General features: G+C 69.5%; 18 protein-coding genes. 1 reads left to right on the top strand and 17 read right to left on the bottom strand.

Annotated elements, in window-relative coordinates; translation table 11 throughout:
- The 10 genes from LV75_RS34430 to LV75_RS34385 form a co-directional block, all read right to left on the bottom strand.
- Positions 1-3177, bottom strand: a complete 3177-nt coding sequence (locus tag LV75_RS34430; protein WP_253891735.1) for a S8 family serine peptidase — start codon at positions 3175-3177, stop codon at positions 1-3.
- 138 nt (positions 3178-3315) lie between these two features.
- Positions 3316-3582, bottom strand: a complete 267-nt coding sequence (locus tag LV75_RS34425) for a hypothetical protein (RefSeq protein ID WP_253891734.1) — start codon at positions 3580-3582, stop codon at positions 3316-3318.
- Positions 3583-3794: 212 nt separating this feature from the next.
- On the bottom strand, positions 3795-5057 hold the full coding sequence (locus LV75_RS34420; protein ID WP_253891733.1) for a hypothetical protein: 1263 nt from the start codon (positions 5055-5057) through the stop codon (positions 3795-3797).
- The gene (locus LV75_RS34415) at positions 5054-7516 is read right to left on the bottom strand and encodes a P-loop NTPase fold protein (protein WP_253891732.1); all 2463 of its coding nucleotides are present in this window, start codon (positions 7514-7516) and stop codon (positions 5054-5056) included. The genes LV75_RS34420 and LV75_RS34415 overlap by 4 nt, the downstream gene beginning before the upstream one ends.
- A complete protein-coding gene (locus tag LV75_RS34410; RefSeq protein ID WP_253891731.1) occupies positions 7513-8184 on the bottom strand; it encodes a DUF6338 family protein in 672 nt (223 codons plus the stop codon). Before LV75_RS34410 ends, LV75_RS34415 begins: the two co-directional genes overlap by 4 nt.
- Complete coding sequence (locus tag LV75_RS34405; RefSeq protein ID WP_253891730.1) at positions 8181-8354, bottom strand: hypothetical protein; 174 nt, start codon at positions 8352-8354, stop codon at positions 8181-8183. Before LV75_RS34405 ends, LV75_RS34410 begins: the two co-directional genes overlap by 4 nt.
- Positions 8355-8495: 141 nt before the next feature.
- Positions 8496-9401: an NAD-dependent protein deacetylase gene (locus LV75_RS34400; RefSeq protein WP_253891729.1), complete on the bottom strand. Its 906-nt coding sequence runs from the start codon at positions 9399-9401 to the stop codon at positions 8496-8498.
- 158 nt (positions 9402-9559) lie between these two features.
- On the bottom strand, positions 9560-11617 hold the full coding sequence (locus tag LV75_RS34395) for a xanthine dehydrogenase family protein molybdopterin-binding subunit (protein WP_253891728.1): 2058 nt from the start codon (positions 11615-11617) through the stop codon (positions 9560-9562).
- Positions 11614-12612: an FAD binding domain-containing protein gene (locus LV75_RS34390; RefSeq protein WP_253891727.1), complete on the bottom strand. Its 999-nt coding sequence runs from the start codon at positions 12610-12612 to the stop codon at positions 11614-11616. Before LV75_RS34390 ends, LV75_RS34395 begins: the two co-directional genes overlap by 4 nt.
- Entirely contained in the window at positions 12609-13127 is a 519-nt protein-coding gene (locus tag LV75_RS34385; RefSeq protein ID WP_253891726.1) for a (2Fe-2S)-binding protein, read from the bottom strand. The genes LV75_RS34390 and LV75_RS34385 overlap by 4 nt, the downstream gene beginning before the upstream one ends.
- A 194-nt stretch (positions 13128-13321) precedes the next feature.
- Between LV75_RS34385 and LV75_RS34380 the strand changes: the two genes are divergently transcribed.
- Positions 13322-14077, top strand: a complete 756-nt coding sequence (locus LV75_RS34380) for a homocysteine S-methyltransferase family protein (RefSeq protein ID WP_253891725.1) — start codon at positions 13322-13324, stop codon at positions 14075-14077.
- On the opposite strand, the gene LV75_RS34375 is transcribed toward LV75_RS34380, so the two are convergent.
- From LV75_RS34375 to LV75_RS34345, 7 genes are all read right to left on the bottom strand, one after another.
- Positions 14052-15698: an ABC transporter substrate-binding protein gene (locus LV75_RS34375; protein ID WP_253891724.1), complete on the bottom strand. Its 1647-nt coding sequence runs from the start codon at positions 15696-15698 to the stop codon at positions 14052-14054. The genes LV75_RS34380 and LV75_RS34375 overlap by 26 nt on opposite strands.
- A gap of 17 nt (positions 15699-15715) precedes the next feature.
- Complete coding sequence (locus tag LV75_RS34370; protein WP_253891723.1) at positions 15716-16978, bottom strand: ABC1 kinase family protein; 1263 nt, start codon at positions 16976-16978, stop codon at positions 15716-15718.
- Between the two features lie 15 nt (positions 16979-16993).
- On the bottom strand, positions 16994-17632 hold the full coding sequence (locus LV75_RS34365; RefSeq protein ID WP_253891722.1) for an NHL repeat-containing protein: 639 nt from the start codon (positions 17630-17632) through the stop codon (positions 16994-16996).
- Complete coding sequence (locus LV75_RS34360) at positions 17629-18519, bottom strand: class I SAM-dependent methyltransferase (protein ID WP_253891721.1); 891 nt, start codon at positions 18517-18519, stop codon at positions 17629-17631. Before LV75_RS34360 ends, LV75_RS34365 begins: the two co-directional genes overlap by 4 nt.
- A gap of 83 nt (positions 18520-18602) precedes the next feature.
- A complete protein-coding gene (locus LV75_RS34355) occupies positions 18603-19799 on the bottom strand; it encodes a DUF6004 family protein (protein WP_253891720.1) in 1197 nt (398 codons plus the stop codon).
- 759 nt (positions 19800-20558) lie between these two features.
- Positions 20559-21782 (bottom strand): ATP-grasp domain-containing protein, encoded by a 1224-nt coding sequence (locus LV75_RS34350; protein ID WP_253891719.1) that lies wholly within the window; start codon positions 21780-21782, stop codon positions 20559-20561.
- Positions 21779-24259 carry an ATP-dependent Clp protease ATP-binding subunit gene (locus LV75_RS34345; protein WP_253891718.1) on the bottom strand — a complete coding sequence of 827 codons (2481 nt, stop codon included), beginning with the start codon at positions 24257-24259 and terminating at the stop codon, positions 21779-21781. Before LV75_RS34345 ends, LV75_RS34350 begins: the two co-directional genes overlap by 4 nt.
- Positions 24260-24272: the final 13 nt, after the last annotated feature.

Genomic DNA, 24272 nt, shown 5'->3' with positions numbered 1-24272 from the left:
TCACCCGACCCGGTAGGCGCGGATCACGGTCTGCTCGACCGAGTTGCCGTCCGCGTCGCGCGCGGTGATCCGCAGAGACACGAAACCAGCCGCGGCCGGGTTCTTGACCAGGGCGAAGCCCTCACCGGTGCCCAGGTGGAGCGTGGGCGCCTGCCGCCAGACCCGTCCATCGTCAGTGGAGTACTCGGTCCGCAAGCTCACCACGCGCGACGCGGGCGAGCCCGCCGGGCGCTGGGTGAGCAACTGGATCGGCAGCAGCCCGCCCCGCCGGGCAGCGCCCTGGTCGTCGACCTCGGCCGCTGTGCGGACCACCAGCACCGGCGGGGGAGTGCTCGACTCAGCGCCACCCTCCTGGAACGTCCAGGTGATGTCGGCGTGCGTGCCCAGCGTCGACCACGGCACGGCGCGCTCAACCGTCGTCCGCAGGGTGTAGCGCCCCGGGGTGTCCGGGATGGGGAACACCCCGATCCCGGGTAAGCCGCTGGAGCCCAGCACCGCGCCATCGCGGGACAACACCGTGTCCCCGGTGGCCGCCGCGGCCAGGACGGTCGACTGGTCGGGATCACCGCCGGAGAGCGGCGCCACCGCCACCGACAACTGCCCGTCGAAGCGCGACACGCCGAACCCGATCTCGGCAGGACCCAGTGACGGGCTCAGCGGCGCCCGGTTCCAGTGCGACGCCGATCGGCCCGGCTCGTAGACGCGGTACGACACCGACGACTCGCTGTCGGAGGTGTCTTCCGGGAAGACGGCGAACACGTGCTGCCAGGTCGGCCCGGCCGTGTAGTACTCGGTCCGACCGCTCGGCACCGCCAACTCCCGTACCTGCAGCGCCCCCAGATTCACCCCGGGCGCGTCCAACAGCGCGTAGTCGGCCCGCAGCGACTTCGCGGGCGCGCTCTGCGCGTAGTACTTGGCGTCGACCCGGGCCAGATCCCTCGCACGCGCGGTGAACCTGCCGTCGGGAATCTCCCCCTGGGTGACAAACGCCAAGTTGTAGCTGGCTGCCGGCGCGTCGAGGATCGTGCGGTAGGCCAAGAGGAACGTGTGGTCAGTGACCTTGCCTCGGGTCGGTACGACATAGACCTTCTGCCCCGGCCGGGAGAACCACACCAACGCCGACGTCCGCTCGCCATTCTTCGTGCCGGACACCAGCGACAGCTCGCCGCTCACCAGCGTGGTCTGGGTACCGTCAACAACCGTCGACACCAACCGACCACCGGTCGCGTCCAACGTCACCGACGACGCCCGGTCCACGCTCACCCCGGTCCGGGCAAGCAAGGTCACCTCGCCGCCGGTGGCGACCTCCACGGCCTGGAAGTCGTATCGGCCCTTGGGCAACCGCGCCACGCCGGTCCCGTTGACGACCCGAACACCGAGGGCGGCACCCGAGTCCACATTCACGGCCTTCGCGACCACCGATGCCGAACTCCCAGTCCTGCCCTTCAGCGTCACGGCCACGTTGTAGCTCTCCGCCTCCAGCACCGCCGTCAGCGCGGTCTGCACCACAACGCCGTTGGCGGTACCGGTCAACCGGCCGCTCTGCCGCCCACTGGTACGCCCGGCAGCGTCAGCGTGGACAGTCACCTCGGCCGTGCCGTGCGCGGGCACGACAACCTGCTGCACTCCCGGGGCAAACACCGGGTTGTCCGTGCTCAGCACCAGGGTGGTGGCCGCGTCACCATCGTTGCGATAGGTCACCGTCTTGCTCAACCGACCGGAACCCCACGGCACGAACCCGTACCCGACACCGCCGCCGACCGAGCTGACCTGCGTGGACACCGCCCGCGCCGCGTCCACCCGACCAGCGCCCTGCTCGAACGCGTCCGCGGTGGGCTTCGCACTGCTCACCAGCGCCGACTTCAACCGGTCCGCCGCCCACTCGGGCCGCCGCTGCGCCAACAACGCCGCCGCACCCGCAACATGGGGCGCGGCCATCGACGTACCTGACAGCGCCGAGTAGTGCTCGTCCACCGGCGCCCTGTCCCCGGCCGGGGTCCCCGCCACCCGCGCGGACACAATGTCACTTCCGGGCGCCGCGATGTCCGGTTTAACCGCGTAATCCCGTTTCCTGGGCTGCCGTGGGGAGAACAGACTTGTCGTGTCGTCCTTGGTGACGCTACCGACGGCCAGTGCCGCATCGGCAGCGGCGGGCGCGGTCACCGACGCGAGCGGGTCAGGCGTGTCCAAGGCCCGGTCATTGCCCGCGGCCGCCACGAACAGGGTGCCGTACCGCGCGGTCAACGAGTTCACCGCGCGCGACACCGGGTCTGTCCCGTCGGAGTAGGCGCCGCCGAGGCTCAGGTTCGCGACCCGCACCTTGGGCGCGATCCACTCGAGGCCCGCGATCACCGCCGAGTCCGGGCAGCCGATGGCCGTGCAGACCTTGCCGCTGACCAGTTTCGCGTCCGGCGCCACACCCCGGTAGCGCCCACCCGACGCCGCCCCGCTCCCCGCGATGATCCCCGCGACGTGCGTGCCGTGCCCGACCTGGTCGACCGTGCCCGTACCGGTGAAGTCGGTGGTCTCCAGCACCTTGCCCGCCAGGTCAGGGTGCGCGCCGTCGATGCCGGTGTCCAACACCCCGACGGTGACCCCGGCGCCGGTATAACCACTGTCCCAGACTGCGGGCGCCCCGATCTGCGGCACGCTCACGTCCAGCGTCGGCTGGGACACACCGTCCAACCAGACCGACGCCTGAGACGCGGTGAACCACTCCCAGAAGCCAGGAGTGGGAGTAAGAGCCGCCCCGTCGACACTGGGCAAAGCTCGCGTTTCGGTCCCCGGTAGCGCAACCCGGGCGAGCGGCCCGGTATCGGTGACAATCACCGGAGCCGGTCTATCGCGCGGTAGCACTGTCAGGTCGAACAAGCGTGGGTCCAGTCGACCGGCGTCGACCAACGGCTGCGCGTCCGAAGGCACGACTGTGTTGCCGTCGCGCAAGAACCCGATGTGCTCCCGTCCGGCTGTTGGTACTACCTGGACGATGAACTGTCCTCGTGGTCCCGGCAGGACGCGGAACCGGTCACCGGTGACGAGGGTGAGCGACTCACCCAACGGCCGCTCACCCAACGGTGGCGGGGCGGCTGACGCGGCGCCCACCCCGGTGACCGCCGATCCCAGCAACGCTCCCGTGACCAGCCAGACCAGTACCCCGAACCGGCCCCTGTGACGCATGACGATCTCCATTCCCTGGTTTCGCGCCACAAGTGGTACCAGGGGAGGGTCGACGCGCGCGCGGATTCATCCACAGCCCCACCTAGACGGCCGTTTCCCGCCGGTGGAAAGGAAATCCGACTCACGTACCGCCGTGGACTACGGGTAGTCGGTGCCGCCCTCGGCCATCTGGGCGTCGCCCTCGCCGAGCTGGCCCTCGTCCTGCGGCTGCGGGCGCTTGCCGATGAGCAGCTTGATGAGCTTGTTCAGCGTGCCGGAGCGCAGCAGCTGCAGGGAGCGGGAGACGGAGGGGCGCAGGGACTCGGTGGCGGCGGTCGCGGTGGCGGCGGTGGTGACGACGGAGGTGGTCAGCAGGGCGAGCAACAGGGTCGAGACGGTGACGATGGTGGTGACTGGGCGAGCCATGACGGTCCTCTCGGTACGAGCGGTCCTCGGGTGCGAAGTGGTTGCACTTAAGTGATGGCTCAGGTGCGGTTTGGTGATGCGGCTTCGCGCTGGACCACTCGAACGAGATCCCGGTCACCTCGACCGAGTGCGGTGGTGGCTGAGAGCGACAGTGACGTGGGTCGACCCGGTGAGCTCGCACCGCCGTGTGGTGCACGTTCGGTTGCTCCGGATTACGCAGCGAAGAGGACTACTTGGCCGAACTGGTTGTAGGCGCTGGCCATCCCCGTGCGACCGGCCCGGACAGCCCCCTCGACCGAGCCCGTCTCCGCGAGCTCCGCGTAGAAGGCCGCGGCGAACTTGGCGGCATGAGCGGCCTCGGCGAGGCCATCGAACCCGACCACGGCTGACACACCCAGGTTCGCTATCTGCCAGGCCAGGCTCGCCCCGGCCTGGTCGGTGCCGAAGGCGCTCGCTCCGAAACACGGTGCCAACACCACCGCCGACACCCCGGCCTGCGCGATCGCGGTAGCGGCATCAGCGCGCGATAGGTGCGACAGGCCTTCCGCGTTGCCGTGCCCCAGCACGTGGACCACCATCGGGCGCGCAGTGGCTATCCGGTCCGCGAGGTCCGCTGCGTCGGTAAAACCGGTCGAAACCACCGCTCGCAGGCTCCTGCTCGAGTTCGCCATGCCCGCCGTCCCCGACACGATCTTGGCAGCGTCCGCGGCGAGGCGCTGGTCCTCCGCCTGGCTGTCGGACGCTGCCACAGCGACCAGTATCCCCACCTCGCCATCGACCGTCGGAGTGCACGCCGAGGACCCCACCCTGCGGACGACCGACAGCTCCGGCTGCTGCACCAGCCAGTCACCGAACCCCACCGTCGCCATCTCCCACGGCACACGGGTCCACGGTGGCGCTACCCGAAGCTCCAGCCGGATCCACCCACCCGCCTGCTTAGCGACCCGAACCCTGCTCATGACATGACCCCACACGCACTGCGCGCAGTCCTGGGTGCTCAAGCGGCACTTGGCGCAGCGGGGGAGCAGCGCCGCGCCGATGCGATGAGCCGCACCCGAGAGCATGTCCGCAGTCACCGAACCGGGAGCATCGACCAAGACCTCCCGGATAGCGCTCAACCGGTAAGAGGTCACCGGCACGTCCATCGCCAGCACCACGTCGCCGTCCGACACGATCGCGACCCGCAACGCGTCGGTATCCCGGTCCGGCACCGAGTCCAGGGTGATCGCCACGACCGCCAGCGGCTCCCGACCCTCGATCTGCCGCAACCGCAACCGCCCCGCCTCGGTCGCCCGCAGCGGCGGCCACGGCTCCACCGGGTCCGCCATCTCCACCAGGCCGCGCAGCTCCACCAACGCCTGCGTCATCGCCTCCCTGCTCGTGCCTATAGACCGCTGCAGCACCGGCCAGTCCGCCTGCCCCTCGGCCACCACCGCCCGCAGCAGCCGCACAGCCGTGGCCGACAGATCCGTCACGGCCCCACCTCCGGTATGGGCGTGACCAGCGAGACCGGCGGGTACTCCAGCCACCACTGCTCCCGGTCGGAGAACCGCTCGGGCAGGTCGGCGAACGCGGCCACCAAGGCGTCGTGGTCGGGCAGCGGGATCGCCAGCTCCTGACCCTGCTGCACCGACCGCGCGTTCTGCGGGTCGTCCTGCACGTTGACCAGGAACCGCGCGTAGGAGCTGCGGATCTCCGCCGCGCTCGGCACGTACTCGTAGGCGATCCGGTACAGCGCCGCCGCGGCCGCGAAGTGCTTGATGTTGCCCAGGTAGATGGCCAGGTTCGTGATGTCGATCGCGCCGAGCCGATCGAGGTTCGTCAGGAACCCGTGCTTGATCCGGAACCGCAGCGCGTCCGCGCCGTGCGCGGCCCACTCGCTGTCGCTGGAGCCGATCATGCCGGTCGCGTAGTTGGCCAGCACGGTGCACGCCCGGCTGTAGTCGCCCGACTGGTAGTCCTGCTCGAACCAGGGCCGCATGAGCGGCACGTAGCGGTCGTAGAGGTTGCGGTCGTTGATGATGACCCACAGTTGCCGTTTGCCCGCCGACCCGGTGTCGGCCACGGCCACGTCGATCAGTTCGTCGATGTCGGTGATCTCGTGGCCCAGGATGTGGTCGAGCCGCGCCCGGTAGACCCGCCTGCGCAGCGGCTCGAACTCCGGGGCGTTGAGCTCGCACCAGTTCAGGTGCTCCACCACGATGTCCTCGACCGCCGGGTTCTTCTGGTCGAGCAGGAAATCGACCAGGTTGAGCCGGATGTTGGTGTGCTGGGGGTCGAGGGTGTGCGCGACCTGGTGCAGCGCCCAGGCCAGGTCCACGTCCTCGCGCTCCAGGCGCAGCGCGATGTTGCCCACCCCGGGCGCCTCGCCCGCGCCGAGCAGGCCCGCCTCGAACGCCCGCACCAGCTGCAGCGAGCTGACCCGCAGCAGCGGGATGTCGGCGGTCTTCGACGCGATCTGGGCCCGGGTGAGCAGGTCGCTGACCCCCTTGTTGGCCTCGCGCACCACGCTGAGCCGCTCCTCCGAGCGCTCGGTGCCGGGCAGCCCGGCGACCAGCCCGCCGGGCACGTGGGTCCGCGGGCTCGGTGGCTCAAGCTGCGGGGACGCCCCCAGGTACAGCAGCAGCCGCGGCTCGCAGCCGTCCAGGGTCACCCCGCGCAGCGCCGCCAGCTCGCCGAAGCGGGCGATCGCGGTCTCGACGTCGTCGCCCGAGCCCACCGCCGCGCTGGCGCACTCGATCAGGATCCGCAGCCAGTCCGCCCTCGGGTGCGCGGAGCTCGCGTCCTCGATCCCGGCCCCGACCAGCACCGGATCGATGTGCCGGTCGAAGTCCTCCTGCCACACCATCCGGGCGATGATCCGCTTGACCGAGTCGCCCTCAAGGTCTTTAAGCAGCCAGAAGTCGCGCAGCAGCACGTTGAGGACGCGCTTGGCCTTACGCGGGGTGCGCGCCCCCAGGGCTGGTGCCATCAGCCCGAACGGCTCCCCGGCGCGCACCTCGCTGAGCAGCGATCGCAGGTGCCGCAGCCCCGGGTTGAGGTGCTCATCGGCGGGGAGCAGCCGCAGGCCGTACTGGGCGGCGTCGACCGGGCCGGAGATCAGCGGCGGGATCATCGTCTGGAAGTGGACGAACTTCTCCAGCGCGTCCTCGGCGCTCTCGCGCACATCGGTGATCCGCCGCGCCGAGCGCTTGAGGTGCTCCTCGTCCGCGGCGACCACGAAGAACAGGTTGCGCACGTTGGACCAGAAGTTCAGCGCGGCGAGCAACTCCCCGGTGAACGCCTCCGAGCAGCGGTCCAGGTCGTCGATGAAGGCCACGTGCACGTGCGCGAACCGGGTCGTCGAGGTGCCGTCCTCGCGCAGGGTGCGCTGGTGCTCGAGGAACGTGTCCAGGATCCACTGCTCGATCACCGGACCGGACCCGGCGTACTCGCCCAGCTTCTCCCGCAGGAAGATCTCGGCGTGCAGCCCGCTGGAGATGCCCACGGCGGAGCGGTCGTAGCCCAGGCCGGTGAGCATGGACTTGCGGTACTCCTCCGGGTAGCCCTGCATCACCTCGTAGGCCAGGCTCAACCGCGCCGACTGCCCGCCCGCCTCGTGCACGTTGGCGTAGTAGGTGGAGGTCGTCAGCACGCTCTGCCCGCCGCTGGTGTGCGACCGCCCGGACTGGCGCAGGTCGGGGACCTCTTGGTTCACCGTGCGCACGATCAGGTCCCACAGCATGCGCAGCGCGCTGGACTTGCCGGAGCCCCACGGCGCGGAGATGCCGAACACGGTGCCCGAGGCGGCGCTGTCGGGCTGGACCGCGGCGGCGACGTGGTCGGCGAGGAACTCCAGCTTGCCCCAGAACTCCTTGCGGTCGCGGAACAGCACGTCCTCGCCCAGGTCGACCGGGCGCTCGGCGGCCAGCCAGGACCGGGTCCGCTCGGTCATCGTCGACTCCTCACGGCGTGGTCGGTCAGCGGGTAGCCCCAGATCACTGCGATGTCGCGGCTGGGGATGAGCACGAACCGGTGCGGTTGGGCGACGCGGGCCGTGTCCCCGGCCGCGCGTGACCAGAGGGGCGCGACCAGGGCGAGGTCGCGTTTGTCCGCCTCGCCGTGCAGCTCGCTGAACAGCAACTGCCCACCTATCGCGCGCCCGTCGGCCAACTCCACCACCAGGAACAGCGGCACGCGGTCGGTTCCGCCGGTGCCGCCGGTGCCGAACTCCCGGAACGTGCTCGTCCACACCGTTCCCGGCGCTAGCTCGGTCACCGCGCGCGCCAACCGGACCCGGATCCGCCCCACTGCGACCGCGATGGCGGAGGCGAGCACGAGGGTAAGAGCGATCGAGTAGACCAACCGCCAGCTGGGTTGGCCAACCCAGGTGCGCAAGTCCTCTAGTCGCAAGAACACCGATGTCAGCCAGTTCCCGGCCAGAACGGTGATGACGGCGCTGACCACAGTGCACAACGCGCCTACGCACAACAAGTCGATGGCCTCCAGGAGCGGACTCCTGGCCTTGCGGTCGATATAGCGCTCCACTGCCCGCTGATAGGCGTACCCCGGTGCGACAGCGACGAGGAACACGACTAGCGCCAACGCGTTTCCGGGAATCATTCGGATTCCGTGACGGCGTCCTGTGGGGCTTCCGGCGTCGGCCGCAGTTCCACTGGTAGGGCGTCGAAGTCGATCTCGGCGGGTGTGGATTTCAGGACCCCGAGCCAGACAGGTCCATCAGCGGCCGGAACGCCTACCGGGCCGTCCACTTCGTTGTCGTCGCCGGGCATGCGCGTCCTCCTTGCCGAGGTGGGACGGGGCACACCAATGATCGTCTACGCGAACGGTGCTGTTACCGCTGTGTCAACGAACTGTCCACTCTTCGTCACTATTCGCCGCGATTCACCACGGTTCACCGCGGTTCACCGCTGTCAGGAGAGGCGGGCGACGAGTTCGGTCAGGGCGGGGCCGAGTGGGCGGTCGACGCGCACCGTGGCGTGCGGGTCGCCCCTGGTCTCGCCAAGGGTGACGATGAGCACCGGGGTGCCGTTGCCCGCGGCGCGGCGAACGAATCGCAGGCCGGACATCACGGTCAACGACGAGCCCAGCACCAGCACCGCGGCGGCGCTGTCGACGAGGTCGTTGCAGTCCCGCACCCGCTCGGCCGGGACGTTCTCACCGAAGAAGACCACGTCCGGCTTCAGCACACCCCCGCACGAGTGGCAGCCGACCACGGTGAACGCCAGCGTGGCGGCTTCGGCCAGCTCGACGTCGCCGTCGGGGTTGATGACATCCGAGGTCGCCACGAAGTCGGGGTTGGCCGCGCGTAGGCGCTCGTCGAGTTGGGTGCGCGGGGTCTGCTGTCGGCACTGCAGGCAGATGACCCGGTCGAGGTTGCCGTGCAGGTCGATCACGTCGGGTGTGCCCGCCGCCTGGTGCAGGCCGTCGACGTTCTGGGTGATGACGCCGGTGAGCAGCCCCGCCGCGTGCAGTGCGGTGACCGCGAGGTGCCCGGAGTTGGGGGCCGCCGCGGCGATGGTGTGCCACCCGACGTGGCTGCGCGCCCAGTAGCGCTGCCGGGCGTAAGGGGTGCTGGTGAACTCGCTGTAGGTCATCGGGACGTGCTTGCGCAGGCTGCCCGCCTCGCCCCGGTAGTCCGGGATGCCCGACTCCGTCGACAGGCCCGCCCCGCTCAGGATCGCGACGTTGCCCCGAGCGACGACGTCGACCACCTCGTCGAGGCTGGTGGTGCGGGGGAGTGGGGCGCCGGTGGGGGTCCAGGTGAGCGTGGGACGGGTGCGCTGCCTCGACATGCCAGCCGTTTCGTGGGCGCCCATGTCCTCAGTCTACGGACCTCCCAGCGGCTGGCCGGACCACCAACCATCCCCTGCCCTATAGCTACACGTAAATATCAACTATGCGCTATCAAGATAACCAGTAGTTGGTTAGAAACCGCAGTCCCGACCCAGCGGGGCACAAGACGCCAAGACGGAGGTCAGGGCAGGCCGGGGAGGAGCTTGTCCAAGGTCAGCGGCAGGTCGCGGACGCGGACCCCGGTGGCGTGGTGCGCGGCGTTGACGATGGCCGCGGCGGTGCCCACGATGCCGATCTCGCCGATGCCCTTGACGCCGAGCGCGTTGACGTGGGGGTCGTGCTCGTCGATCCAGTGCGCCTCGACGTTGGTGGCGTCGGCGCAGGTGGCGATGTGGTACTCGGCGAGGTCGTGGTTGATGACGTGCCCGAAGCGGGGGTCGAGCGAGCTGGACTCGTGCAGCGCCATGGACAGGCCCATGGTCATGCCGCCGGTGAACTGGGAGCGGGCGGTGCGGGGGTTGACGATGCGGCCCGCGGCGAAGACACCGAGCAGGCGGGGGACGCGGATCTCCGCGGTGTCGGCGTGCACGCGGACCTCGGCGAACTGGGCGCCGAACGCGTAGGTCGCGTAGTCCTCGTGGAACGGCGGCTTGGAGATGGACCCCTCCATCTCGTCGCCGTCGTCGGGGTCATCGCCGAACTTGTCGCGGAACGCCTCGGCGGCAGTAAGGATCGCCGAGCCCCAGGTAGCGGTACCGGTGGAGCCACCCGCCACAGAGGCGCGTGGGTAGGTGGTGTCACCGATGCCGATATCGATCTGCTCGAGAGGCACCTCTAGCGCGTCCGCGGCGATCTGCGGGAGGACTGTCCAGGCGCCGGTGCCCAAGTCAGCGGCGCCGATCTCGACGATGTAGCGGCCCTGGTCGTAGCGGATGGCCGCGGTGGCCTGCATGGTGAAGGCGGGGAAGACGGAGGCGGCGACGCCGGTGCCGACGAGCCAGTCGCCGTCGCGGCGGGGTGCGCGGTCGGCCCAGCCGAACCGGTCGGCGCCCTCGCGCAGGCAGGCGACGAGGTTGCGGCTGGAGAAGGGCTTGCCGGAGTCGGGGTCGACCTCGGGCTCGTTGCGCACGCGCAGGTCGATGGGGTCGACGCCGAGGGCCTCGGCGAGCTCGTCGATGGCGACCTCGGGGCCGAACATGCCGGGGCACTCGCCGGGGGCGCGCATCCAGGTCGGGACGGCGACGTCGAGCACCACGAGCCGGTGGCTGGTGGCCCGGTTGGGCGCGGCGTACATGGTCCGGGTGGGTGAGCCCGCGTTCTCGGTGAACTCGGTGATCCTGGCGGTCTGGTTGACGGCGGCCAGGGCGATGCCGGTGAGGGTGCCGTGTTCGTCGGCGGCGAGGCGGGTGTGTTGGACGGTGGGTGGGCGGTAGCCGACGAGGGCGAACATCTGGGCGCGGGTGAGAGCGAGGCGGATGGGGCGGCCGGGCAGGGCGCGGGCGGCCAGGGTGGCGACGACGATGTGGGGGTGGGGTTCGCCTTTCGCGCCGAATCCGCCGCCGACGTAGGGGCAGATGACGCGGACCTGGTCGGTGTCCAGTCCGAAGACCTGGGCGATGGTGGTGCGCACGGCGTGGACGCCTTGGGTGGAGTCCCACAGGATCAGGGCGTCGTCTTGCCATAGAGCCGTTGTGGCGTGCGGTTCCATGGGGTTGTTGTGGTTGGTGGCCGTTGTGTAGGTCTGGGTGATGGTGTGTGGCGCCTTACGCATGGCGGCGTCGATGTCGCCGGTCTTGGTGTCGGTAGGTTCGCCGGTGCCGAGGCGGTCGGGTTTGTAGAGGTCGTGACGGTCGGGGGAGAAGGTGCTGTCGTGTTCGTCCACGTGGTAGCTGAAGTGGACGAGGGACGCGGCGTGGTGGGCTATCTCGGGGGTGTCGGCGACGACCGCGCCGATGATCTGTCCGCGGTAGTCGACTTCGCCGTCTTGTAGTACGTACAGCTCGGTGTCGTCGACCTGGTGGATCTTCTCGACCTGCCCTGGGGTGAGGATGGTCAGGACTCCCGGTAGCGCCAACGCCTCGGTGATGTCTATTTCGGACACTTGGCCGCGGGCGATGCTGGCTTGTAGGAGAACGCAGTAGGCGGCGTTGTCCACGTCGGCCTCGTAGGCGTAAGTGGCCGTACCGGTGACCTTGGCGTACCCGTCGCGGCGGGGGATGTCTTGGCCGATGGCGCTCATCGTGGCTCCTCGGCCAGCCTGCGTAGGACGGAGACGACGGTACGGATCAGGAGCGGGACCTTGAAGGCGTTGCCGCCGTCGAGCCCGTCGAGGGTGCGCGCGTCAGCCAGTTCGTGCTCGGCCGCCAGGCGGTAGGTGGCGTCGGTCGCGGGTTCGCCGATGAGGATCTGTTCGGCTCGGTTGGCCCGCCAGGGCTTGTGGGCGATGCCGCCGAAGGCGAGGCGGGCGTCGCTGATGACGCCATCGGTGACGGTAAGCGCTGCCGCGACCGACACCAGGGCGAAGGCGAAGGACGCTCGGTCTCGGACCTTGTAGTAGCGGGATTGTCGGGCGATGGGGGAGTAGGGCAGTTCGATGAGCGTGATGAGGTCGCCGTGATCGAGGACGGTGTCCCGGGTGGGGTCGGCGCCGGGGAGTCGGTGTAGCTCGGCGAAGGGGATGGTGCGTTCCCCTTGGGCGCTAAGGACGTGAACGGTGGCGTCTAGTGCTGTTAGGGCTACCGCCATGTCCGAGGGGTGGGTGGCGACGCAGTGTGTGGAGGCGCCGAGGATGGCGTGGCCGCGGGTGAACCCGCCGATCGCCGCGCAGCCGGAGCCGGGGCGTCGTTTGTTGCAGGGTGTGGTGGGGTCCTGGAAGTAGGGGCAGCGGGTGCGTTGCAGTGGGTTGCCCGCGGCGGTGGCCATGTTGCGCAGTTGGCCGGAGGCGCCGGAGAGGAGGGCTTCGGCGAGCGCGGGGTAGCGGGTGCGGACGCGGTAGTCGGCGGCGATGTCGCTGTTGCGGGCCGCGGCGCCGATGAGCAGGCCGCCCTGGAAGTCCTCGATGGTGTCGGCGGTGACCGAGGTGACGTCGACGAGCAGGTCGGGGTGGGTGATGCCGAGTTTGAGGTGGTCGAGGAGGTTGGTGCCGCCGCCGAGGAAGGCGGCCGCGGGGTGCTCGGTGACCGCCTGGACGGCGGTCACGGCGTTGGCGGGGGTGCGGTAGTCGAACGGCCTCATGCGTCCGCCGCCTGCTCGATGGCGCTGATGATGGCGGTGTAGGCGCCGCAGCGGCAGAGGTTCCCGCTTATCCGCTCGGCGATCTCGGCCCTGGTGAGCTCCGGTTCGGCGGTGACGTCACCGGCGTGGCTGGGCTTGCCGTCGGCGAACTCGTCGAGCGCACCGACGGCCGAGCAGACCTGGCCCGGTGTGCAGTACCCGCACTGCAGGGCGTCGTTGTCCAAGAACGCCTGCTGGACCGGGTGGAGCCGCCCGTTCGCGGCGAGCCCCTTGGCGGTGAGGATGTCCTTGCCGCCTGCGGTGACGGCGAGGACTAGGCAGGACAGGACGCGCCTACCGTCGAGCAGGACCGTGCATGCGCCGCACTGCCCGCGGTCGCAGCCCTTCTTAGGGCTGGTGTTGCCCAGCGTGTCCCGTAGTACGTCGAGCACGGTCGAGCGGGTGTCGACGGCGAGCGTGTGTGGCTCGCCGTCCACCCGGAAGCCGACCTCGGCCCGAAATCCGGACAATCCCACGGTGCGCCCCTTTCCCCGATCGCGTCCTACCGTGTCTACCGCACCGGGTGCCGATCCACCCGCTATCCACGGTGTGTGAGTGCGGGTGCCCCGTTCGGCGGGTCTACCGGGGGTTGGTTAGTCACGGTAGGTGTGCCGCGCGGCGGCGGAAACTTCAGTTTCCTGTGGTAACTTCGAGACGAAGGAGGTGCGCCGTGCTCTTGGACACCAGCCTGCCCACTGGGTTGCGCGACGCGGGGGTCGTGGTCGAGGCCCCGTGGTGGACGAACCGGCCGATGCTCACCGGCGCCGGTCGGGCCGCGATCCGGGCGGTGCACGAGGCCGACGTCGCCGCGGGTGCCGAGGTGATCACAACGGCGACTTTCCGGTGCTCTGAAACGGAACTGCTCGGTCTCGGGCTGGCCCCGGGGTCGGGGACGGCGTGGATGGTGCACGCGGCCGTGGGGGTCGCGCGGGCCGCGGCGGGGCCGTCGGTGACGGTGGCGGGGTCCGTGGGGCCCGCTGATCCGGCGGGGCACGGGTGGTTGGTGACCGAGTTGGTCCGGTGTGGAGTGGACGTGGTGTTCGCCGAGTCCATGCCGTCCCGGGCCGAGGCGGGTGTCGTCATCGAACACGCTGTGGTGTCCGGTAAGCCCGCCTGGGTGAGTTTCCAGTGCGCGGACAACGGCAAGCTCCCTTCGGGTGAGTCCGTTGTGGACGCCGTGGTGGGGGCGTGGGAGGGCGGTGCCGCCTTGATCGCGCTGAACTGCGGTACACCCGAGGACGTCGAGGACGCGTTGAAGGCCGTGCGGGAACGGTATGACGGTCCGCTGGGCGCTTACCCCGATGTCACCGGGGAGAGGTTGATGGACACTCTCTCCCGGTGGCACCTGGACTACGACCTCGCTCTTATCGGCGGCTGCTGCGGCAGCACCGCCGCGCACCTCAAGGCGCCCGCCACACATTCGTAAGATCGCCGTTGAGCACCGGGTAGGGCTCCCAGCCGCACACCGCGGGGGAGTGGAACCAGTACTGGTGGGCGAACAGCACCGGTATCACCGCCATGTCCCGCAGCACTTGCGCCTCCACGGCCCGGTAAGCGGCGTTGGCCAGCGCCCGGTCCTCGGCGTCGCGTCCTTCGGCGAGGAGCCGGTCGACCTGGGGGCTGGCGTAGAAGCCCAGGTTCCAGCTGCCCTCGGGGCGGCTCTCGAACAGCGGCTGCAGGTAGGTGCGCGCGTTGTCGCCGTGCCAGTCCGGTTCCCAGCCGGTGAACGCCAGGTCCCAGTCGCCGCGCACGGCGGGTTCGGCGGAAGCGAAGTAGGTGGTGAACAGCTCGGTGATCGACACCGGCACGGCCCGCAGCGTGATGCCCGCACGAGCTAGAGCGACGCCCATCTCGTGTACCGACTCCGGGTGGATGTCGCGGTCGCGGTGCACCATCCGCAGGGTCACCCCGTCCGGGTAGCCCGCCTCGGCCAGCAGGGACCGCGCCAGGTCCGGGTCGCCGGTAGGCGTGCCTTCCGACACCGGCGCGATAGGCGTGTACGCCGAGCACAGTGGCGGCAGGATCCGCCATGCGAGGTCGCTGAGCCGGGGGCCACCCCATACCCGCGAGACGGCTTCGCGGTTCAACGCCACCGACACCGCCCGTCGCACCTCCACCTTGCTCGTGGCGCGGTTCTCGTTGGGGCTGAGCATGTTCACGGCGAGGTAAGGGCTGAGCAAACCGGCGGGGTGGATCTCCAGGCGAGGATCGCCAAACAGACGCGGTAGCTCTACCGTCATCGGCTGGATGTCCCACAACATGTCCACCTCGCCGGTGTCCACGAGTCGGAACGCCTCGTGCTCGGAGACCCCCATCCGCACCGAGATCCCGTCAAGGTAAGCGGCGCGCACCGGGTCGGTCGCGGGATCCCACGCCGGGTTGCGGCCCAGGTGGATCTCCTTGCCGGGGACGTAGGTCTCCACCCGGTACGGGCCGTTGGACCGCAACCGGCGCACGATGTCCTCGCTGCCGGGCAGGAAACCGGAGTAGTCGATGGGCGCGGGTGTCGCGCTTGGCAGCGCGAGGATGTTGAGGAAGTCCACCGAGTGACCCAAGGTGCGCAGGACGACGGTGTCGGTACCGATGACCTCTATGCCCTCCAGCTTGGCGCACTCGATGACCTTGGCGACCTCTGTTGGGTCTACCGAGGCCAGTTGGTCGCGTAGCTCTGCCAGGCCGCGGATGGTCCTGGCGAAGTAGGTCAATGCAGGACTGGGGGCGTCGGGGTGCGCCAGGCGCTTGAGGCCGCGGGCGATGTCAGAGGCGGTGACGGGTCGGTGGTCATCCCACCGCACACCGGGTCTGATGGTGAACACATACTCCTGCCCGCCGGCGTCGAGACGCCCGTTCTCGCGGGTAGGTAGCTCTGTCGCCATGTCGGCGACGACGGTTCCGGCGGCCTGTTGGTCCCGCCCGGCGCGGTAGGTCACGAGTTGGCGGGTGTAGGCGCGCAGGATCCCCCTCGTCGCGGTGTGCACCGACAGCGCGGGGTCGAGGCTGTCGGCGTCGCCGGCGCCGACCAGGGTGAGCGTGCCGCCGTGGCGCATGCGGGTCCTCTCGGGGGTCAACTGGGGCGCCGGGCGCCGAACAGGCCCCGGTTGAGCACGGGCTTGGCGGTCTCCTGGAAGTCGATGTCGGGGTCGAGGTCGCGGATCGTGCCCTCGATGACCAGCAGCGACAGCAGCGGGAAGATCAGCTCGGGGGCGGCGTGCACGCCGTGGCGGCGTTGCAGGTCGAACATCTCGGCGGCGAAGGCGATGAGGCTGAACTCGCGGGCGGGCTGCCCGTGGCTGCGCACCACCAGGTCGGCCATCCGGGCGAGGAACCCGGTCAGGTCGGCGTCGGGGCGGATCCCGGCGGAGCTGTCGACCACGATCTCGGCGCACCGGTCGCCGCGGCCGACGGCCATGTTGAGGAAGAACTCGGCGAACAGCCGCCGCAACCGGGGGGACAGTTGCACGCTGAACCCGGCGTCGAGGACCACGACCTCGCCGCCGCGGGTGAAGTACAGGTTGCCCGGGTGCAGGTCGCAGTGGACGAACCCGTCGACGAACAGCATGTGGTAGATCGCGCCCAGCGCCGACTCGGCGAAGCGCCGCCGCAGCGCGGGCGGGCAGCCCTGTGCGGTGCGCACGTCCAGGTCGGGGATGAACTCCATCGCCACGCACGCCGGACCCGACAGCTCCGGGTACACCGCGGGCACCCACACCCGGCGGACCGCGCCGAGGTCGCGGCGCAGTCGCACGAGGTTGTCGGCTTCGCGGGGGAAGTCGAGCTGGGCGAGCACGGCCGTGCACATCTCGCCCACGACCTCGGTGACCGGCACCCCGCGCAGCACCGGCAGCCGTGCCGCGAGCCCGGCTGCCCGCCGCATGATCCGCAGGTCTGCCTCGAGGATCGGGCGGATCTCCGGTCGTAGCACCTTAAGAGCGACGTGGCGGCCTTGGTGGTCGGTGGCGCGGTAGACGCAGGCGACGCTGCCGCCCGCGATGGGCTGGTAGTCGATGTTCGGCAGCAGCTCCGAAAGGTGCGGGCCGTAGATGTCGTGCAGGACCTCGCGGCTGCGGGCAGGGTCCAACGGGGGGACGGAGTCTTGTAGTACCTCCAGCTCCGCGCACAAGGCGGGCGGCAGGACGTCCCGGCGTGTCCCCAGCACCTGGCCCGCCTTGATGAACGCGGGCCCTAGCGCCATCAGCAGACGGCTGATCTGCCGGTAGAGGTACGGGTTACCTCGCTGCCGCCCTCTGATCAGCAGCCCGAGGGCCGCCGGGACGAGGATGAGGACGGTGGTGGCCATGACCCGCAGTGCTCGCAGGACGTCACGCATCAGCTCTCCCCGGGGTCAGAACCGCTGGAAGCCAGGTAGCTCCACCGCGCGCAGTTGCAGGGTGGCGTGATCGCAGTACCAGATGAGGCTGCCGTCCCAGGTCAGCCCGGTCGGGTTGCCCCACACCCGCACCGACACCTGTTCGCGGCGCGCGGTGGTGTTGACGAGCGTGATCATGGAGCCCTTGTGGTCGGAGTAGACGACGTAGCCGTCCGACACCGCCACCCCCGACGGCGGGCGCCGCACGGGCAGGCAGTCGATGAGGTGCAGGTCCGTCGGGTCCCGCAGGTCGAGGACCTTCAGGTCGCGGTAACCCAGCCAGAGGCCGTCGCGGCAGGCCTCCAGGCCGGTCAGCGTGTGCCCGGGGCGCGGGTTGGCGAACTCGCCGACCACCACCCCGGACTCCGGGTCGAGCATCCGCAGGTCCCGGCGGTCCCCGACCACCTGGAGCAGGTAGCCGTCGAGGGTGGTCAGGTCGGCGCGGATGTCGGTGCACTCGATCTGCCCGGCCTGCTCCCCGGTGACCGAGTCGATGGCGATGATGCGGCCGGTGAACGACTCCGAGTACCACAGGTACTCCCCGCTCCAGGTCACCCCGCACAGCTCCAGCGCGCGCAGCGGCAGGTCCCGCACGATCCCGGCGAGGATGGTCACGACGCCCCCCGGCGGCTGATGCCGCACTCCAACTGCCAGTCGGTGGCGACCCTGACGCCTTCCGGCAGCACTACCCGCGCCTGCAACACATCCCCGTCGATGACAGGGGTGTGGCGCAGCGGCCAGATCCACACACCCCAGTTGCAGCCGGGGTAAGAGGGGAAGTTCGACAAGGTGACCCCCGGTGCCAGGGTCGCGGTGAACGACCCCATCACCGCGTGCAGGGTGCCCGGCCGGGTGATGCGCAGCTTGCGGGGCGCGGTCGACACGCCGGTCTCGGTGGCGCCCAGGACGCTGTCGCCGATCGGGACCGCGGCGCTGAGCCGCGTCGGTGGCCGCTGGAAGAAGTGCAGGTGCGCGGCCGGTTGCACGAACCCCTGCACCGCGTCGAGCCGGTAGCCCAGCGCGTCGCCGCTCCACACGCCCCAGCCCTCGTCGTCGAACTCGATCGCGGTCAGCGTCGTGGTCAGCCGCTGCGGCACCACCCGTCCACCCGGGGCCAGCGCCCGCCTCGCCACCGCGGCGATGATCTCGGGCATCTCCTCTTCCGGGCCGATGTTGCCCATCAGTTCAGACACGATGACGTCGGCCTGCCTCGGTAGCTCTACCGTGCGGGCATCGCCGTGGATGACGGTGAGCTTGCCGCTGAGCCCGTTGTCTTCGGCGATGCTGGCCGCGACCGCCGCGGTCACCGGATCACCCTCTATGGCATAGACGTGCGACGCGCCGTGCTTGAGGGCCAGCATCCCCAACACGAGCAGCCCGGCACCGACGTCGATGACCACGTCACCTGGTCGCACCGCCCACGCGAGGGCGTCGTCGTAGGCGCGCAACCGGGTCCGGTCGCCGAGCATCGCCTGGTGCATCACGAGCGTCCGCGTGTCCATCCTGGCCTCCATCCCGCTCCACACGCGCCTGAACCTCGTCCGGCCCCTGGGGGAGGGCCGGACGAGGTCGGGGGTGGAACGGCTCAGACGTTGACGGCGGCGTGCTTGCCGACGATGGCCTCGCGCATCACCAGCGACAGGCCGGTGATCCTGGCCTTCTCCACGTCGCCGGTGGTGACCAGCGGGGTGCCCTGACCCGACAGGGCCAGGTTCGTGCCCTCGGGCTCCAGGTCCGCCAGGCTGCCGGACAGGTGCACCGGGTTGGTCGAGTACAGCACCTCGGTCGGGGTCACCAGGTCGAACTCGGCGTCGAAGTGCAGCTCAGCCGGGAACCGCACCCGCGAGAGCGCCTCCTCGGTGCCCTCGCCGAGCGTGCCACCCGAGGGCTTGGGCCAGCTGGCCCGCAGCATGACGCGCCCGCCCAACTCGGCGCACTCGCCGACCAGCGCCACCCGGGCGATCTGGGCCAGCACCCCGCGGCCCTCGTCGTGCTTCTCCGGGCCGAACAGCAGGATCTCCATGCCCGCGGCCAGCGTGTGGCTGCCCTGCAGGTCCACCCGCACCGTGCGGCCACCCACCTGCAGCGTCAGCGTCGCCTCGGTCGAGGTCTGGATGATCATCGACGGGTCGACCAGCATGGACATGCACGCCGCCGGGCTGTCGGCGAAGAACACCGTCGGGGTGATCCCGATCGACTGGTTGTCGTCGGTCGAGGGGTACCAGGCCTCCGGCAGCGTCGTCCCGCGCACCACGTTGGGCGCCTGCACCAGTTCGATCGGCTGGTCCCCGCGCGGCACGCCGAGGTAGCCGCCGGTCAGCGGGCGCTTGAACGGCGGGATCGCGTCGACCACGCCGTAGATGTCGATGACGTTGCGGTGCACCAGCCGCAGCGTGGACGTCTCCAGGATGCCGAAGCGCTGGATGTGGAACTCCGCCGGGAAGTTCTTGCCCGGCGCGATCTGCCGCACGTGGCCGGTGTTGGGCAGCAGCGGGTTGGACAGGATCTGGATGCGGTCGTTGAGCTCGTAGCTGAAGCCCTTGATGCCGACCTCGGGGGCGCTGATCAGCTCGGTGTCGAACACCGACCGGCCGCGCTCGTCGATCCGGTGCTCGAACCCGGGCATCGGCCACTTGTTCATCTGCACGAACCCGGACAGGTTGATCGTCTCGCGCCTGCCGTTGTAGTAGTCGTCGCCGTAGACGATCGTGGCGGCGGCGAGGATGTGCGGGCGGATCGGTTTCGGTGCGAGGTTGAGCGACTCGTAGGTTTCCCGTTCCACGGTTGGCCTCCAGTGAGACTGTGGTTGATCACCGGTGAGCTGGCTGCGCCTTGGCGGGAGCGCGTCCGCCGGGGGTGGATCGGGCTCCGGGGAAGAACGCTATATATTTCCGAAGTTAGAGTCAATGCCTGATCGGGTGGGGTGCGCACCGGGCGCGGTTGTCCACAACGGCCTGAACTGTCCACAGCCGCGGCGCGACCCCCTTGACAGGCAACGAAAAGCGGTACGCTGTATGTGGGTGGCCCCCCGGGTGGGCGGGGGTCTGCCGTCGGCCGGCGGGCGGTTTACCGCGGCCGGGGGTGGGTTGAAGCCGGGGGTGGCGGCACCGGGCGACGGCACGATCACCTCGGTCGACGTGGGTCTGGGATCTGGCACGGGCTGGAAGCCGGGGTTTGTGGGGCCGTAGGGGGCCTGGTTCGTGGGGCATGCGGCGAGGGGCGTGGCGGGGCCGTGTGGCGGGAATGCCTGAGGAGCGTGGAGTTCGGGGGCGTGTGGGGTGTGGCGGTGGGGCAGGGGAGTCCGGTGATGGGTGGGCTCGGGTGGGTGGGCTGATGTTGATCGTGCGGCCGTAAGGATCGACCGCTCGGTGACGATGGTGGCGGGGCGGCGGTTGGCGGCTGATAGGGCGGTTCGCTGGGGAGTCTGTCCTCTTGGGCTGGTTGGGTGGGCCGGATACCTCGTGGCGGTGTGGGCATGCGTGGGCCGGTGGGGGTTCCGCGCATCACCTTGATAGGGGAGAGGTGGGGGCGCCATGAAGGGTTAGGCGGGGATGAGGGTGATGGCGGCCGCGGCGGTGTCGAGGGCTGGGGGGCAGGCCTCGGGGGTGGGGGCGGTGACGGCGACCATGGCGTAGCGGCCCCAGACGTGGCCTTCGGGGGGTGGGGTGATGGTGGTGCCGGGTTCGGCGAGCGGGGCGGCCAGGAGGGTGTCGGGAGGTAGGGCGGCGGTGTCGACGTGGATCTCGGCGATGGTGGTGGGGCCCGGGGGGTAGAGGAAGCGGATCGCGGTAACCGAGGAGTGCGTGGGGGTGAAGGTGGGGGCTCGGCCGCAGGCGATGGCGGCGGCGATGCGACCGGCGTCGATGCCGGTGGAACGCAGGCCCAGGTAGGGGATGAGGTCGCCGCCGAGGCGGCAGTTGACCTCGATGACCGACCACCCGGCCGGGGTGCGGCGCAGTTCGGTGTGGGTCATGCCGGAGTCGAAGCCGAGGGCGTCGTGCGCGGCGACGAGCAACTCGTGCAGGGCTGGGTCGGCGAACAACGGGTCGGCGCCGTCGACCACGTGGCCGGTCTCCTCGAAGTACGGGGCGAACCCGCTGGTCTTCCTGGCCAGGAACAGCGGCGTGGTGACACCGTCCACAATGGCCGAGTCGACGCTGAACTCCGGCCCGCTCGCGTAGTCCTCGACCAACACACCCAGGTCGTAGTGGCGGGCTTGGTCGACGTGCTGGGCGCGGGTGTGGGTGTAGGCGGCGGGCAGGTCGGCTGGGGAGTCGACCTTCGTGACGCCCATGCTCGCGCCCAGCGCCCGCGGTTTGAGGACCACGGGGTAGCCCAGTCCGTCGGCCACGGCCAACGCCTGCTCCACCGACGCGACTGCCACCGACCGCGGCTGCGGCACACCGGCCGCGGCCAGTGCGGTCCGGGTGCGGTGCTTGTCGCGACACCGGTCGATGACGTCCGGCGACACCCCGGGCAGGCCGAGGTGTTGGGCGACCTTGGCCGTGTTGGCCATCTTCAGCTCGTCCCAGCATAGGATGCCGTCCACATTGCGCCCCGCCGCGACATCCACCGCCGCCGCCAAGAGGGCGTCGCCGTCGCGGATGTCCACGGCCGTGCTGCCCACCACGTACGGGGCTTCCCAGGTCGCCGGTTCGTGGTCGAGCAACCACACGTCGGTGGTGTCGGCGATCGACCGCAGCAGGTACCCCCGGTGCGGCTCGTACCCGATGCCGACGAGGATCATCAGCGGCCGCTCGCTCATGCCCGCTCCCGCCCGGCAGGCACCGCGCTGCGGAAGACGAATCGCGCTTCCTCGCTGTCCTCGTCCTCCACATCGATCACCACGAGGTGGCCCGGCGCGGCCTCGCCGAAGAGGATCTTTTCGGAGAGTTGGTCTTCGATTTCGCGTTGGATGGTGCGGCGCAGCGGGCGGGCGCCGAGGACGGGGTCGAAGCCGCGCTTGGCCAGCAGCTTCTTCGCCCGGTCGGTGAGCTCCAGCGCCATGTCCTTGTTGCGCAACTGGGTTTCGACGCGGGCGATCATCAGGTCGACCATGGTGATGATCTGTTGTTCGTTGAGTTGGTGGAAGACGATGATGTCGTCGATGCGGTTGAGGAACTCGGGGCGGAAGTGTTTCTTCAGCTCGTCGTTGACCTTGTTCTTCATCCGCTCATAGTTCGACCCGGTGTCGGTGCCGGAGGTGAAGCCGAGGCCGACGGCTTTGGAGATGTCCTGGGTGCCGAGGTTGGAGGTGAAGATGATGACGGTGTTCTTGAAGTCCACCGTCCGCCCCTGCCCATCGGTCAGCCGGCCGTCTTCGAGGACTTGCAGGAGGGTGTTGTAGACCTCCTGGTGGGCCTTCTCGATCTCGTCGAACAACACCACACTGAACGGCTTGCGGCGGACCTTCTCCGTCAGCTGCCCGCCCTCTTCGTAGCCGACGTAGCCGGGGGGTGCGCCGAAGAGGCGGGAGGCGGTGTAGCGGTCGTGGAACTCGCCCATGTCGATCTGGATCAGGGCGTCGTCCTCGCCGAACAGGAAGTTCGCCAGCGCCTTCGACAACTCCGTCTTACCCACACCCGAGGGCCCCGCGAAAATGAACGACCCCGACGGGCGCTTCGGGTCCTTCAACCCCGCCCGGGTGCGGCGGATGGCCTGGGAGACGGCCTTGACGGCGTCCTCCTGGCCGATGATCCGCTTGTGGAGCTCGTCCTCCATGCGCAGCAGCCGGGAGGTCTCCTCTTCGGTCAGCTTGAAGACGGGGATCCCGGTCCAGTTGGCGAGGACCTCGGCGATCTGCTCGTCGTCGACCTCGGCGACCACATCGAGGTCGCCGTCCTTCCACTGCTTCTCCCGCTCCGCCTTCTGGCTGAGGAGTTGCTTTTCGTTGTCGCGCAGCTTCGCGGCGCGTTCGAAGTCCTGGGCGTCGATCGCCGATTCCTTCTCCCGACGCACATCGGCGATCTTCTCGTCGAACTCCCGCAGATCCGGCGGCGCCGTCATCCGGCGGATCCGCATCCGCGCGCCGGCCTCGTCGATCAGGTCGATCGCCTTGTCCGGCAGGAACCGGTCGTTGATGTAACGATCCGCCAGGGTGGCGGCCGCGACCAGGGCGGCGTCGGTGATCGTCACCCGGTGATGCGCCTCGTAGCGGTCGCGCAGACCCTTGAGGATCTCGATCGTGTGCTCCAGCGACGGCTCACCCACCTGGATCGGCTGGAACCGGCGCTCCAGGGCGGGGTCCTTCTCCACGTACTTGCGGTACTCGTCCAACGTGGTCGCGCCGATGGTCTGCAACTCACCCCGCGCCAACATCGGCTTCAGAATGGAGGCGGCGTCGATCGCGCCCTCCGCCGCACCCGCACCCACCAACGTGTGGATCTCGTCGATGAACAGGATGATGTCACCGCGGGTCTTGATCTCCTTGAGGACCTTCTTCAACCGCTCCTCAAAGTCACCGCGGTAGCGGGACCCGGCGACCAGGGACCCGAGGTCGAGGGTGTAGAGCTGCTTGTCCTTCAGCGTCTCCGGCACCTCCCCCTTGACCACCATCTGCGCCAGACCCTCGACCACCGCGGTCTTGCCCACACCGGGCTCGCCGATCAACACGGGATTGTTCTTGGTGCGCCGCGACAGCACCTGCATCACCCGCTCGATCTCCTTCGTCCGCCCGATCACCGGATCCAGCTTGCCCTCACGCGCCGACGCGGTCAGGTTCCGACCGAACTGGTCCAACACCAACGACGACGACGGCGTCCCCTCACCCCGCCCACCCGTCTCCGTGGACTCCTTACCACCCTGCGAATACCCCGACAGCAGCTGCAGGACCTGCTGACGCACACGATTCAAATCAGCCCCGAGCTTCACCAGGACCTGGGCGGCGACCCCCTCGCCCTCACGAATCAACCCCAACAGGATGTGCTCGGTCCCGATGTAGTTGTGCCCCAACTGCAACGCCTCACGCAGCGACAACTCCAAAACCTTCTTCGCCCGCGGCGTGAACGGAATATGCCCCGACGGCGCGTGCTGACCCTGACCGATGATCTCCTCGACCTGCTGACGCACACCCTCCAACGCGATGCCCAGCGACTCGAGAGCCTTCGCCGCGACACCCTCACCCTCGTGGATCAACCCAAGCAAAATGTGCTCAGTGCCGATGTAATTGTGGTTAAGCATCCTGGCCTCTTCCTGAGCCAGAACGACCACCCGCCTCGCGCGGTCGGTGAACCTCTCGAACATTCGCCACTCCCTG

The organism is Actinokineospora diospyrosa (genome assembly GCF_024171925.1).
In the GTDB taxonomy this organism is placed as follows: Bacteria; Actinomycetota; Actinomycetes; order Mycobacteriales; family Pseudonocardiaceae; genus Actinokineospora; species Actinokineospora diospyrosa.
Note: the sequence above shows the minus strand (reverse complement) of the source record. Positions and strands in the feature narration are given on the sequence as shown.

Excerpts from the sequence above, each read along its gene's own strand:
- LV75_RS34430 (WP_253891735.1), bottom strand. The coding sequence starts at position 3,177 with ATGCGTCACAGGGGCCGGTTCGGGGTACTGGTCTGGCTGGTCACGGGA.
- LV75_RS34425 (WP_253891734.1), bottom strand. The coding sequence starts at position 3,582 with ATGGCTCGCCCAGTCACCACCATCGTCACCGTCTCGACCCTGTTGCTC.
- LV75_RS34415 (WP_253891732.1), bottom strand. The coding sequence starts at position 7,516 with ATGACCGAGCGGACCCGGTCCTGGCTGGCCGCCGAGCGCCCGGTCGAC.
- LV75_RS34410 (WP_253891731.1), bottom strand. The coding sequence starts at position 8,184 with ATGATTCCCGGAAACGCGTTGGCGCTAGTCGTGTTCCTCGTCGCTGTC.
- LV75_RS34405 (WP_253891730.1), bottom strand. The coding sequence starts at position 8,354 with ATGCCCGGCGACGACAACGAAGTGGACGGCCCGGTAGGCGTTCCGGCC.
- LV75_RS34400 (WP_253891729.1), bottom strand. The coding sequence starts at position 9,401 with ATGGGCGCCCACGAAACGGCTGGCATGTCGAGGCAGCGCACCCGTCCC.
- LV75_RS34395 (WP_253891728.1), bottom strand. The coding sequence starts at position 11,617 with ATGAGCGCCATCGGCCAAGACATCCCCCGCCGCGACGGGTACGCCAAG.
- LV75_RS34390 (WP_253891727.1), bottom strand. The coding sequence starts at position 12,612 with ATGAGGCCGTTCGACTACCGCACCCCCGCCAACGCCGTGACCGCCGTC.
- LV75_RS34375 (WP_253891724.1), bottom strand. The coding sequence starts at position 15,698 with ATGCGCCACGGCGGCACGCTCACCCTGGTCGGCGCCGGCGACGCCGAC.
- LV75_RS34370 (WP_253891723.1), bottom strand. The coding sequence starts at position 16,978 with ATGCGTGACGTCCTGCGAGCACTGCGGGTCATGGCCACCACCGTCCTC.
- LV75_RS34360 (WP_253891721.1), bottom strand. The coding sequence starts at position 18,519 with ATGGACACGCGGACGCTCGTGATGCACCAGGCGATGCTCGGCGACCGG.
- LV75_RS34350 (WP_253891719.1), bottom strand. The coding sequence starts at position 21,782 with ATGAGCGAGCGGCCGCTGATGATCCTCGTCGGCATCGGGTACGAGCCG.
- LV75_RS34345 (WP_253891718.1), bottom strand. The coding sequence starts at position 24,259 with ATGTTCGAGAGGTTCACCGACCGCGCGAGGCGGGTGGTCGTTCTGGCT.